Origin of the sequence: Paenarthrobacter sp. AB444, assembly GCF_028736865.1 — a bacterium.
In the GTDB taxonomy this organism is placed as follows: domain Bacteria; phylum Actinomycetota; class Actinomycetes; order Actinomycetales; family Micrococcaceae; genus Arthrobacter; species Arthrobacter nicotinovorans_B.
In genome coordinates, this window is the sequence record NZ_JAQZBY010000004.1 from 228,084 (window position 1) to 241,359 (window position 13,276).

The window sequence follows — 13,276 nt, forward strand, 5'->3', positions numbered from 1 at the left end:
TCAGCAGAGCCGGAGCACCCCGCACACGAGTCCGCCTGACTGCGTCGGGCTGGGAGACGGACTCGGCGTCGGAGTAGCTGTTGACGTCGTTGTTGCTGCTGCAGTTGCTGTTGGCGTCGCTGTCGCCGTCGGAGTGGCCGTGGTGGAGGGAGACGCGGTCGCCGCCTGCTGGGCTGGAGCGCTGGTGGAGTACACCACGTCCACGAAGTAGTTCGTGGCGTTCCAGGAGTTCGTCGGCATGACGCCGCCCGAGCCGTACCGATAGCGGCCGTTATTCGGTCCCGATGCCGTGAACACTCCGCTGGTCCATGTTTGGTTGAAGAACCCTGGAGTGGAGGAGTAGTGGCCATTCGGCGCCCGGTAGGAAACCACGTACGTTTGGCCGACGGACAACGCCACGGGGGTGCCGAGGGTGGCCGTCTGCCAGCCGGTGCTTGTTTCATTGGTGAATGTCACCTGCGCCAGCCGGGTACCTGCGGAATTCCAGAGCGAACCTACGTGCGTACCGGTGTTTCCGGTTCCTTTGTAGAACCGGATCCCAGTGACATTTCCCGCTTGGGACACGGTGAAGGCTGTCCCCAGCTCGACTGACAGCGAATCGGAGTTGGATGCCACCTGGGGAAGCAGCGAGCCAAAAATGGTTGATTGCTGGACAGCTGCCGCTGCTGTGGTGAATTGCCAGGTGGTTGGGGGCAGGGTTTGCCCCTGGGGGGTTGCCACGGCCGAAACGTTGACCGTTATCTGGGTGCTGGCAGGCAGGGCCGCGGCCGGAGTGAACGTGATGGTGCGTGCGTCAGCTGACAATGCCGCCGTTCCTGCCACCGACGAGCCGTTCGCAGTCAGCGTGAACGTTGCGCCCGGATTGATGGCAGTAGAGAACGTGATCGAGGGCTTGACGTCGGTTGGAATGGCCGTGGCTCCCGGAGCGGGCACCTGCGAGGTGACGGTCAGCGGTGGGACCGCCACGGTGAAGACCAGATCCACCAGGTAGCTGGCAGTCGACGCCGTGTTCGGGAAGTCGCTGCTATAGGAGTAGGCCCCGGAATCGGGTTGGGTCTTCAAGGGGCCCCGGGTGAAGCCATCGCCGAAGCCTCCAGCAGTGTAGGAATACTTACCGGTGGTGGTCTTGTAGGCGGCTATGTACTCTGTGTCGGCTTGAATGTTCACCGGCTGGCTGAACGTAGCCGTTTGCCACCCGGTGCTGGATTCGTTGGAGAACGTCACTGTCGCCAGGACCTGGCCGCCCACCGTGTACAGGTACCCGGTGTGGGTGCCGGTATTGCCGACCGACTTGTAGAAGCGTACGCCCGTCACTTGTCCGGCAGTGTCGCTGGTGAACCTGACGCCCAGGGTCAACGGCACGCCATCATTGACCTCTTGGGTGGTTGGAGTCACCGAGTCGTCGTACAGAGTGCAGGGGCAGGAACCGGGTGTACCCGCGGGCTGGACCGTGGTGAACTGCCACGTACCGCCGGAGGACATCGGTTGTCCGGACGACGCCGTCGCCGTCACCGTGGCTGTGTAGGACGTAGCCGCCGCCAGGGCAGCCGCCGGAGTGAAGGTGACCTTGCGGGTGGTTGTGTCATACGTGGTGGTTCCGGCAACCGCAGCGCCGGCCGCGGTCTTCAGGGTCAGCCCGACGCTTGAGGCAACTGCTGCTTCTGAAAGAACCGCACTGACCGTGGTGTTGACCGGGACGCTCGATGCGTTCGGAACGGGGGACTGGCTGCCGACGGTGAACGGAGGAGCGGAGATCACCACCACTACGTCCACGAGGTAGCTGGCGGTGGACCGGGAGGCAGGGAAGTCTCCACTGTAGGAGTAGGCTCCCGCGTCGGAAACTGTCCGCAGCGGCCCTACGCTCATGCCTGATCCAAAGCCGTTGGTGGTTGCCGAGTAAGCCCCTGTAAGCGACTTGTAGCTTGCAATGTACTCAGTATTGGCTGCCATTTGGACCGGTTGGCTGAACATCGCCGTCTGCCACCCGGAGCTGCTTTCGTTGGCGAATGTTACCGTTGCCAGCTGTTGCCCGCCTGCGGTGTAAAGGGCGCCAGTGTGTGTCCCGGTATTTCCGGCCGACTTGTAGAAGCGGACACCGGTGACCTGCCCGGCGGAGACACTGGTGAAGCGGACGCCCAAAGTCAGCGGCACTCCATCCTGGATTTCCGCGATGCCCGGTGTCACGGTGTCGTCATAGAGGCTGCAGGGGCACGAACCCGGGACCGAAGCCGTGGCCGCGGTAGTGAATGTCCACGTACCGCCGGACGTTACCTGGCCTCCGGTGCTGTCGGTGCCGGCCAACGTTGCCGTGTAAACAGTGCTGTAGGCCAACTGGGAGGTCGGTGTGAACGTGGCCTTCCGAGTGGTTGCGTCGTAGCTCGTAGTTCCCGCTACAGGTCCAGCTGAAGACTTAAGGGAAAGTTGGACGCTGGCCGCAGTGACGGGCTTGGAGAACGAGGCGCTCACCTTGGTGGTCACAGCCACGGACGACGACGACGGGATGGGAGACTGCCCATTAACCGTCAGCGGGGAGGTATCGACAGTGCTGAAGAGGGCATCGACAAAGTAGTTGCCGCCGTTGAAGCTGGTGGTTGGGAAGCCTTGCGAGGTGTTGTAGACACCCGCAGGTTCGGCTCCGAAACCACCGACAACCTTCAGGGGTGGGTCATTGAACCCAAAACTCGCCCATTGGTAGTCCTTCGTAGCGTAATGCCCCTTGGGCGCCCAGTAGGAGACCGTGTACTTCTGCCCTGCGGAAACTGCTACCGGCTGGCTGAAGAGCACGCTTTGCCAACCCGAGGCGGTTTCGTTGGCGAAGGTTGCAGTTGCCAGGCGGGTGCCAGTCGAGCTCCACAGGGACCCGATGTGGGTTCCGGTGTTCGCCGTGCTCTTGTAGAAGCGGACGCCGGTGATGAAGCCGTCCACTGAGGGAGTGAATCGCAGGCCCATCTCGTAGGCGCCGCCGTCCCCGGAATCAATAGTTGCAGGCACCGTTTGACCGAACACGCTGTATGGGCCATTGAGGTTCAGGTTCCTGGTGGCCACCGCTCCGATATTGGCGCTGTCGTCCACAGCCCGTACCTGAATTGTGGCTGTGTCCAAGCCCTTCTGGATGTAGCTGTAGGTCCAGGTGCCCTTGCCTTGGGCCGGATGCCACGTGGTGCCGCCGTCGGTGGAAACCTCGACGCCGGCTACTACGCCGCCGCTGTCCGTTGCCGTTCCAGTGACCGTCACGGGCGCCCCATGGGCAATGGTGGCGGCATTGGCCGGCGCCGTGATGGAAACGGTGGGGCCGGTCACGTCCGTGCTCGCGCTCGCAGCCACAAGGCCTGATGCCAAGGTTGCCGGTTGTACGCCCATATCGGCGAACAGGTTGATCTGCGCCTGCCGCATGCGCACGTCGGCTGCGGCGCCGTCGCCGTCGTGTTCCTGGTCCAGACCCCACGTCCACTGGACGCTGCCCGCAGAGAAGACCAAGGCGCCGCTTGCCGCCCGGTACAAGGTGACGTGGTGGGTGGTAGTCCCGGGCTTAACGGTGTTCCCGTAATCCTGAAGGTACTCACTGACGCTGCCCACAGTCGTTGAAAGCTGGATCAGGCCTGACGGCCGGAAACCGTTATCGAGGTCTTCGTCGGATTCGTAGCCCACAGTGTGAGGTGCCAGGGCGGCAGTCGAGCCCGCCGGCAGCGAAGCCAGAGAGGTATTCCGCCACAGCCTCGACTTACCTTCGGCGGCGGAAACAGTCACGGGCAAGTCAGTGTAGTTGGACATATACGCCGTGCCCGTCAGACCGTTTTCAGGCAGGCCTCCGCCATTGGCCTGGGAGGCGTAGCGCGGGTCCCTCCACGTGCCGGTCCATTGGCTGGTGGGGTCGATCTTTCCGTTGCTCCAGGTCTCCTTGTAGCAGGTCAAAGTGCGACCCGCGGCGCCGTCCACGGAGGAGGGCTCGAACCGCGTACGCCAGTACATCTCGTTGCCCGAGAGGAACTGCAGGTTGACGCCCGCGTCGCGGGCCGCAGTTACGTTGGCCCTCTGCGGGCCGGACCAGTACTCGTCGTGTCCGACGGAAAGAAATACTTTGTGGTTCAGCAGTTCAGCGCCACTTCGGTCGGCATCCAGGCCGCTGATGTAGCTGACGTCATAGCCGTTTTGCTCCAGGAACCTCACCATGGGGTATTCGTTGGCGAAGTAGAAGTCCCTGCCCCCGATGCCTCCACGGGTATTCACCGGGCGGTTGTAGCTGACCTTGTAGGCCCGCCCGTTGACGGAGCCCTGATAGAAGTCGGCACCGCCGTAGGTGTTGTAGGCCTGCCAAGTCCGATCCGCCGTTTGGAAAACCACTGACGAGCGGTTGCCGTCATTGCGGACGATGAAGGTGATGTGGCTCTGCCCGCCCGTGTCCGGTCGCGTCAGCAGGGCGATATACACTCCCGAAACAGCGGTGGCGGGAACCTGCCAGGTTGCCGAGACCGCCCATGTGCCGCAGTCGTACAGCTCGGTAGTAACGTCGCTGCGGCAAGCAGGTTGGGTTTGTCGAAGGACTGAAGGAGTGACGTCGGCGATCTTCCTGGCGCCATTGCCGCCGTACCAGCCAGTGCGGTAGATCGCGATGGTGTAGCTGGGTGCTTTGGTGTCGATCTTGAAGCGGATGGGCTGCCCGGCGTTGACGCTGATCTCGGTGGAGAAGCCCTGGATGGTGTCATCACCGGCGCCAAGGATGTCCCACTCCGATGGCGGGCTGCCTGGTTTTGAGTTCTCACAAGCGACGGCGTTTACTACTGGGTCACAGGGACCCGCCGCCACAGCAGCCGGCGCGGTCAGCGGCAGCAATGCCGCCACCATGGCCAAGACCAAAGGGAAAAGCAACCCTTTGAGGGCCCGCTGGGATGGGGTTGCTGAAGGACCGGCCATGAGAACTCCTGGGGTGGTACGCCAATTGCAATGACGGTGCTGCGCCTGCGCGCAGTCCCTGCTTGCCGCTCCCCAGCCAGGGTCAAACCAAGATCTTCAGTTATGGAACCCAGGGTCCTTTGCGGATCGACGTTCCTCTTGCGGGACCGGACCCGGCTGCGGACGAACAGAAGTTCAAGCCAAAGCCGGATCACCGGAACGAACCCACCAAAGTAACCCTTGGCAGGAGTGTAGGGGCGTGGCATGTCCGCCGCAAGGCTTTCCCGCTTCAGATCCGGGGATTTCAGCTGAACAGCAGTAGATTTAGGGGATACAAACACCCAGGCCACGCAGGAGAACCGAAGCGCCTTGCATTTGAAAAGTTTGACCGTCCGCGGATTCAAGTCGTTTGCGTCGGCCACGACGTTCGACTTCGAACCCGGCGTCACCGCTGTTGTCGGTCCCAACGGTTCCGGCAAATCCAATGTGGTGGATGCACTGGCGTGGGTCATGGGCGAGCAAGGCGCCAAGACCCTGCGTGGCGGAAAGATGGAAGACGTCATCTTCGCCGGTACCTCCGGCCGCCCGCCGCTGGGCCGGGCGCACGTCTCCCTGACCATCGATAACGCCGACAACGCACTTCCCATTGAGTACAGCGAAGTAACCATCTCCAGGACACTGTTCCGCACCGGGGGATCTGAATATGCCATCAACGGTGCGGCCTGCAGGCTCTTGGACATCCAAGAACTTCTTTCCGATTCCGGCCTTGGCAGGGAGATGCACGTCATCGTTGGCCAAGGCCAGTTGGACCGTGTCCTCCACGCGACACCCGAAGACCGACGCGGATTCATCGAAGAGGCCGCAGGCATCCTCAAGCACAGGCGGCGCAAGGAAAAGACAGTACGCAAGCTGGAGGCCATGCAGGCGAACCTCGCACGCCTTGGCGACCTCACAGCAGAGATCCGGCGGCAACTGACACCCTTGGGCAAGCAGGCCGAGATCGCCCGCCGCGCGCAGACCGTCCAGTTCGACGTCCGCGACGCCCGCGCGCGTCTCCTCGCCGATGATCTCGTACAACTGACAACCAGCCTGGAAAAGGACGTCGCTGACGAAGCCGCGCTGAAAGAGCGGCGCAAGGTGGTCGAAACCGGGTTGGGGATGGGGCGGCGGCGCCAGGCGGAGCTTGAACAGCAAGCTGCCGAGGCAATCCCCCGCCTCAACGCCGCCCGCGACAACTGGTATCAGCTCTCAGCCGGCAGGGAGCGCCTGCGTTCGCTCGGTTCACTGGCCTCAGAACGCAAGCGCTTGCTCGGTTCCGCGGAAGCCGCCGTCGAATCGGGCCGGGACCCGGAACACTTGGAGCGCCAGGCGGCAAGGGTCCGGGAAGAACAAGCGGCCTTGGAACACGACATCCTGGCCAAACAGGCGGCGCTTCTGGAAGCCACTGTCGCCAAGGACGCAGCCGAAGCGCTCGCAGCCGCCGAAGACAAACGCCTCACCGGTATGTTGCGCGCCGCAGCGGACCGCAGGGAGGGCCTTGCCCGGCTCGCCGGCCAGGTTGCGGCAGCGCGATCCCGGGCGGAGGCGGCAGAGGCCGAACGTGGCCGGTTGCGGGAGTCCCTTGGGGCCGGTGATGAGCGGCGCCGCCAGGCACACAGCGAATTTACTGCACTTGAAGCCCAGGTGGCAGGAGCCGAAGATGGCGAAGAAAGCCTGGACGCCGAGTACGAGGACGCCAACGAGGCACTGGACGCCGTCATCGCGGAGATCGAAGACCTCAAGGCCGCCGAGCGGGACGCGATTCGGGAACGCGATGCCCTGGCCGCCCGACGCGATGCCCTCCAGTTGGGGCTCAACCGCAAGGATGGCTCCGGTCACCTGCTGACGGCCGAGGACGTGCTCGGGCCGCTGACTGGCATGGTCACCATAGAGCAAGGCTACGAAACTGCGATCGCCGCAGCCTTGGGCAGTGCTTCGGATGCCCTGGTGGTGGCCGGCGTGGAGGCCGCCGCGGCGGCAATCACCAGGCTGAAAGAGGACGACGCCGGCCGTGCGGCGCTGCTTCTGGCCGACACCCTGCCCGGGGATGGCGGGGAAGGCAACGACCTGGCGGGTACGAACGAACTGCCCGCTGGCTGCCGGTGGGCCGCCGACGTCGTCAAAATAGCCGACCCCTCAGCCCAGGGTGCGCTGCGGCTCTTGTCCGCTACCGCCGTCGTCGACGACGTAAGGACGGCGGCCCGGGTGGTCCGGGAGCAACCGGGGCTGAAAGCTGTCACCATCGAAGGTGACGTGTTCACAGCGGTGACGGTCCTCGGCGGGTCAGCTACCGCGCCCTCCCTGCTGGAGGTCCAGGCAGCTGTCGACGACGCCGGCGCCCGCCTTCAAGAGGTCACTGCCAGGCTGGAGCGGGGCCGCTTCGCCCTGGCCGGGGCCCAGTCCCGTCGCGCCGAGGCACAGGACCGTGCCGATGCCGCCTTGGAAAGGCTCCATGAATCCGACGCCCGGCTTGCCGCTGTCGCTGAACGGCTGGGCCATCTGAACTCCGTCCTACGCAGCGCGGTGGGCGAAAGCGAGCGGCTTGCCGCGTCCATGGCCAAGGCGGAGGCCAACATCGCCGAAGCGCAGCTGGACCTGGAAGTTGCAGCTGAACGCCTTGCCGCTGCCCAGGAGGTCCCGGATGAGGAACCATCCACCGATCAACGGGATCAACTCGCTGCGGACGCACGGACCGCCCGCACCCTTGAAACAGAAGCCAGGCTCGCCCTTCGCACGGCCGAAGAGCAACTCGGGGCCATCAGCAATCGTGCAGCTTCCCTGGAACGGGCTGCGGCCACCGAGCGCCGGGCCCGTGAAGAGGCCGCCCGAAGGGCCCAGCGCCGCAGGGCACAAGCGCAACGTGCTGCCGCCGTGGTTTCGGCCGTGGAGCAGAGTCTGCGCTATCTCGACATCTCCGTGGATCTTGCGGCCAAGGAGCGCGACCAGGCCGAGCAGACGCGCGAGCTCCTCGAAAAGGAGCTTGCGGATGTCCGGACCGCCAATGACACCCTTGCCCGGGAGCTGGCCGAGCTGACTGATTCCGTGCACCGGGATGAAATGGCACGGACCCAGCAGCGGCTGCGGATCGAGGCACTGGAGACCCGGGCCGTGGATGAATTGGGGCTATCGGCTGAGCAGCTCATCGCCGACTACGGTCCGGACCAGCCGGTTCCGCTTCCTGCAGGGTCCACCACGGACAAATGGGCAGAACTGCGGGCACCGGTGGACGCCAACGGAGAACCCATTGTCGAGGGAATCCCATTCGTCCGCTCAGAGCAGGAAAAACGGCTGAAGAAGGCAGAGCGCGAGCTGGCAGCCCTGGGCAAGGTCAATCCGCTGGCACTCGAAGAGTTTGCCGCCCTTGAGGAGCGGCACCAGTTCCTCAGCTCGCAGTTGGAGGACCTCAAGTCGAGCCGGAAAGACCTGCTGGACATCATCAAAGAGGTCGACAACAGGGTGCAACAGGTCTTCACGGAGGCCTTTGCCGACACCTCCGCCCAATTCGACCACGTATTTGCCCGGCTTTTTCCCGGTGGGGAGGGCAAACTCGTCCTCACCGATCCTGATGACATGCTGACCACCGGGATTGAAGTGGAGGCCCGTCCTGCCGGAAAGAAAATCAAACGCTTGTCGCTTCTTTCCGGCGGTGAGCGCTCCCTGACGGCAGTTGCGCTGCTGGTAGCCATCTTCAAGGCCAGGCCGTCGCCGTTCTACGTCATGGACGAAGTCGAAGCGGCCTTGGACGACACCAACCTGGGCCGCCTGATCACCATCTTCGAAGAATTGCGGGAGTCCAGCCAGCTCATCGTGATCACCCACCAAAAGCGGACCATGGAAGTGGCCGATGCACTATACGGTGTCACCATGCGGGGCGACGGCGTGTCCACTGTCATCAGCCAGAGGCTCAGTTCCGGGGCTTAGCTTTATGAGAAGGTAGGGGAGTGAACGATTTCCTACCCATAATTCTGTCCATTCTCGCTGCGCTCGTAGTGGTCGGCGGACTGGTTCCGGTTCTGCTGAAAGGCCGGAGGTCAGGCTCGAAGTACCCCGGTACGCGCGACGCCAACGATCCCGTGCAGTCCACTGCAGCAGGCGGCGGAACCCTGGTGGAGGACCGCCCGGATGCGGTGAAGGCGCCGGCTCCCACTTTTGACGGGACAGTTGACGGAGCCGGGGTTCCGGATGACACTGCAGGCCTTGAGACCATCGCCATCGACACTCCTGCGCCGGTGGAAGGGCGGTTGACCCGCCTTCGCGCCCGCTTGGTCAAGTCCAACAACATCCTCGGCAAGGGCCTGTTGGCTTTGCTGTCCGGCGACAAGATCGACGAGAACGTCTGGGACGAGGTGGAAGAAACCCTCCTCCTCGCCGACCTCGGCACCGAACCCACGATGCAACTTGTCGACGCCTTGCGTGAGCGCGTCAAAGTGCTGGGCACCCGCAGCCCTGAAGATGTCAGGACCATGCTGCGGGAAGAACTCATCAAGCTGGTTGATCCGGGTATGGACCGTTCACTGAACGTCGACCGTAAAGGTGACCGTCCCGCCGTCGTACTGGTTGTCGGTGTCAACGGCGTCGGCAAGACCACCACAGTAGGCAAGCTGGCACGTGTCCTCGTGGCCGAAGACAAGGATGTGCTGCTGGGTGCGGCAGATACCTTCCGTGCTGCCGCGGCCGAACAGCTGGCTACATGGGGCCAGCGGGTGGGCGTGCCCACGGTGAAGTCCGACATCGACGGCGCTGATCCCGCCTCGGTTGCCTACGAGGCCGTTAAGGCCGGCATCGACCAGGAAGTCGATGTGGTCATGGTCGATACCGCAGGCCGCCTGCAGAACAAGACCGGCCTCATGGATGAACTCGGCAAGGTCAAGCGTGTCATTGAGAAGCTTGCCGAGGTGGACGAAGTCCTGTTGGTCCTCGATGCCACCACCGGCCAGAACGGACTCAACCAGGCCCGGGTATTCGCAGAGGTCGTCAACATTTCGGGCATCGTGCTGACCAAGCTGGACGGTACTGCCAAGGGTGGCATCGTTGTGGCCATCCAGAAGTCACTCGGTGTCCCTGTGAAGCTGATTGGCCTCGGTGAAGGCCCTGACGACCTCGCTCCGTTTGAGGCCGAAGGCTTCGTCGACGCACTGCTCAACTAACGCGCGCGCCCAGCGGCTCGCGGGCTGCCAACCAGCCCGCGGCCGCCAGCAGCAGCACGCATCCGGTGATGGCGAAAGCCCAACCGTAACCCCAGTGGTCGGCCATCAGGCCGGCCACGACCGGGCCGATGATCGCGCCGGTGTCAGCCGCCATCTGGAAGACGGCAAGCACCTTGCCGCCGGATCGTCCGCGTCCAATCACGTCGGCGACGGCGGCCTGCTGGGCCGGGCCCAGCAGGCCGGAGCCGAACCCCGCCACCGCGGAAGCGACGAGGAACGCAGTGAGGTCCGTCGTCAATCCGATAAGGCCGGTGGCCACGCCCGTAATCACGAGGCCCGGAATTAACAGGAACTTGCGCCCCCGCGCGTCTGCCAAGCGGCCGGAAAACGTCAGGGCAAGGGCATTTCCCACGGCAAAGACCGCCAAAGCCCAGGCGGCCGTCTCTGGCCGTGAATCCAGGACAGCCACCGCGAACAGGGGGATGGTGGCCATGCGGACACCGAAGGTCACCCAGCCATTGCCGAAGCTGGAGAACACGGCTGCCCGGTAGGCCGAGTCAGCCAATGCCTCGCCCAGCGCCATGGCTGGTGCATGCCCGGTTTCCTGGGAGACGCTGCCGTTGCCACTGAGCATGGTCCGGACCACTACAGCGGCCACAAGCAGCGCACCGGCATAGGCCAGGAAGGGAACCCGGAGCCCGAAACCCGCCAGCAGGCCACCTGCCACCGGTCCCAGCACGCTGCCGATCAGGAACGCCGAAGCATAAGCGCCGGAAACGCGCCCGCGGCGTTCCGGCGGGGCAAGCCTGATGAGCAATCCCATGGCGGCAACGGTGAACATCACTGAACCGGCACCGCCCAAACCACGGAAAATCACCAGCTGCCAGTAATCCTGGGCGAAGGCACAGGCTGCGGTGGACACCGCCACGATCAAAAGGCCGCAGACGTAGACGTTCCTTTCCCCGAAGCGCCCGATCAACGCACCGCCGGCCGGCGCGAAAACCAGCCGCATGAAGGCGAAGATGCTCACGATCACGGCAGCGGCAGTGGCGCCGACGTCGAAAGTGGTAGCAAATTGCGGCAGCACCGGAGCGACGAGCCCGAATCCCAAGGCGATCAGGAACGCCGCTGCCAACATCACCTTGATGTCACGGGGCAAGGGAACCTTCTCCTGCCGGATCCTTGGAGCTTTGACGGATCGTGGCGACTGGGTCATTCGGTGCTGGTCCTTCTGGTGGGATCTGGCGTTTGAACGCCTTGAGTGACGGAAAACCGGGCTCAGCCTATGAAGTCCGACGCCTGAAACATATCCGTAACGTCGCAGATATGCACCATTTACGTTGGGGAGGTTGTTGTAACGGCCCCGCAATATAAAACCCGCGCAGGTGAAACACTGCGGCACAAAACTCTTAAGCAGGACGCAAAAGGCGTCAGGACAGCGGTTGAACCGCAGATCTAGCAAGAGAGGAACGTGCACCATGGAACTTACCGCAGGTCACGTATGGGTCATGGTGGCGGCGGCGCTTGTGCTGTTCATGACACCTGGTTTGGCATTTTTCTACGGCGGCATGACACGCGCCAAAGCAGCCTTGAACATGATGATGATGAGCTTCATCTCCATCGGCATCGTCGGCGTTGTCTGGGTGCTGTGGGGCGCGTCCATGAGCTCCGGCGAAGGTTTCCTGGAGATCGTGGGCAACCCGCTCGCCACCTTCGGCCTCGAAGGGGTCAGCGCGACTCCGGATGGCCTGATCAAGGTTGGCTACGCAGCTACCTTCGCCATCATCACGGTGGCCCTTATCAGTGGCGCCATTGCAGACCGCGCCAAGTTCGGGGCCTGGAGCATCTTTGTGCCTGTCTGGGTCACCCTGGTTTACTGCCCCCTGGCGTACATGGTGTGGGGCGGCGGCCTCTTCGGCCCTGAAGGTGCGATCGGCAAGGCCCTGGGCCACGCCATCGACTTCGCCGGCGGCACCGTGGTGCACATCAACGCAGGTGTGGCGGCCCTTGTCCTGGTCCTCATCATTGGCAACCGGCGTGGTTTCGGCAAGGACCCCAACCACCGTCCCCACAACATCCCGTTCGTCATGCTCGGTGCGGCCATCCTCTGGTTCGGTTGGTTCGGCTTCAACGGCGGCGCAGCAGCGACTGCTGAACAGGGCGGCCTGATCTGGATCAACACCCTCGCAGCCCCGGCAGCGGCCATGATCGGCTGGCTCATCACTGAGCGGATCCGTGACGGTCACCCGACGTCCCTTGGCGCGGCCTCCGGTGTCGTGGCCGGCCTCGTGGCCATCACCCCGGCTTGTGCCGATGTCAGCCCCGTGGGTGCCCTCGGCCTCGGTGTGGTTGCCGGTGTGGCCTCCGCCCTTGCAGTCGGCCTGAAGTTCCGCTGGGGCTTCGATGACTCGCTGGACGTTGTAGGCGTCCACCTCGTCTCCGGCATCATCGGCACCGTGGCCCTCGGCTTCATCGCAGTCCCGAGCGAAGGCTCCACCCCCGGCGGTCTCTTCTACGGCGGCGGATTCGCCCAGCTGTGGGCGCAGCTCGCAGCAGCCGGCGTGGCAATTGTCTTCTCGGCGGTCATGACGGCCATCATCGCCCTGGCCATCCACAAGACCATGGGCTTCCGGGTCTCCACCGAACAGGAGAACGTCGGTGTCGACCTCAGCCTCCACGCTGAGACGGCCTACGAGTTTGGCGTCAACGGACACGGTGGCAGCTTCCAGCCGCTGCACGAGGCCATGATCGGCAAAACGGAAGCCCCGGCAAGCAAAGCATCCGCAGAAGGCAAGGAGAGTGTCCAGGCATGAAGCTCATCACGGCGATCGTTCGTCCCGAAAAGCTTGAAGCAGTCCGTGAAGGCCTCGAGGCCTACGGAGTCCAGGGCCTGACGGTCAGCGCGGCCAGCGGTTACGGCCGCCAGCGTGGGTACACCGAGGTGTACCGGGGAGCTGAATACAACGTGGATTTGCTGCCGAAGATCCGCATCGAGGTCCTCGCCACGGACGAGCAAGCGGACGACATCCTGGATGTCCTCATCGCCAGTTCAAACACCGGCAGGGCCGGAGACGGCAAGGTGTGGACGGTTGACGTTTACGAAGCCGTGCGGGTTCGCACAGGCGAACGGGGCGCAGCCGCCATCTAAGGCGAAGCCGGACATCAGGGCAGAACACAAGCGGGCCGGGTACCACTTAAGG

6 protein-coding genes are annotated in these 13,276 nt (G+C 63.8%); 4 read left to right on the forward strand and 2 right to left on the reverse strand.

Annotated elements, in window-relative coordinates; all coding sequences use genetic code 11:
• On the reverse strand, window positions 1-4,911 hold the full coding sequence (locus PQ627_RS07610) for a DUF4082 domain-containing protein (protein WP_274259677.1): 4,911 nt from the start codon (window positions 4,909-4,911) through the stop codon (window positions 1-3).
• A gap of 348 nt (window positions 4,912-5,259) precedes the next feature.
• Between PQ627_RS07610 and smc the strand changes: the two genes are divergently transcribed.
• Both smc and ftsY read left to right on the forward strand, forming a co-directional pair.
• Entirely contained in the window at window positions 5,260-8,850 is a 3,591-nt protein-coding gene (gene smc / locus PQ627_RS07615) for a chromosome segregation protein SMC (RefSeq protein WP_274259679.1), read from the forward strand.
• Between the two features lie 20 nt (window positions 8,851-8,870).
• Window positions 8,871-10,076, forward strand: a complete 1,206-nt coding sequence (ftsY, locus tag PQ627_RS07620; protein ID WP_274259681.1) for a signal recognition particle-docking protein FtsY — start codon at window positions 8,871-8,873, stop codon at window positions 10,074-10,076.
• On the opposite strand, the gene PQ627_RS07625 is transcribed toward ftsY, so the two are convergent.
• Window positions 10,069-11,292 (reverse strand): MFS transporter, encoded by a 1,224-nt coding sequence (locus tag PQ627_RS07625; RefSeq protein WP_274259683.1) that lies wholly within the window; start codon window positions 11,290-11,292, stop codon window positions 10,069-10,071. The two genes, ftsY and PQ627_RS07625, sit on opposite strands and share 8 nt — an antisense overlap.
• Window positions 11,293-11,554: 262 nt before the next feature.
• On the opposite strand from PQ627_RS07625, the gene PQ627_RS07630 reads away from it, so the two are divergent.
• Together PQ627_RS07630 and PQ627_RS07635 are read left to right on the forward strand one after the other, a co-directional pair.
• Window positions 11,555-12,889, forward strand: a complete 1,335-nt coding sequence (locus tag PQ627_RS07630; RefSeq protein WP_144659977.1) for an ammonium transporter — start codon at window positions 11,555-11,557, stop codon at window positions 12,887-12,889.
• Window positions 12,886-13,224, forward strand: a complete 339-nt coding sequence (locus PQ627_RS07635; protein ID WP_017199639.1) for a P-II family nitrogen regulator — start codon at window positions 12,886-12,888, stop codon at window positions 13,222-13,224. The genes PQ627_RS07630 and PQ627_RS07635 overlap by 4 nt, the downstream gene beginning before the upstream one ends.
• The last annotated feature ends 52 nt before the right edge of the window (window positions 13,225-13,276 follow it).

Bases quoted from the DNA above. Each gene is read 5' to 3' on its own strand.
- PQ627_RS07610 (WP_274259677.1), bottom strand. From the start codon at position 4,911: ATGGCCGGTCCTTCAGCAACCCCATCCCAGCGGGCCCTCAAAGGGTTG.
- PQ627_RS07625 (WP_274259683.1), bottom strand. From the start codon at position 11,292: ATGACCCAGTCGCCACGATCCGTCAAAGCTCCAAGGATCCGGCAGGAG.
- PQ627_RS07630 (WP_144659977.1), top strand. From the start codon at position 11,555: ATGGAACTTACCGCAGGTCACGTATGGGTCATGGTGGCGGCGGCGCTT.
- PQ627_RS07635 (WP_017199639.1), top strand. From the start codon at position 12,886: ATGAAGCTCATCACGGCGATCGTTCGTCCCGAAAAGCTTGAAGCAGTC.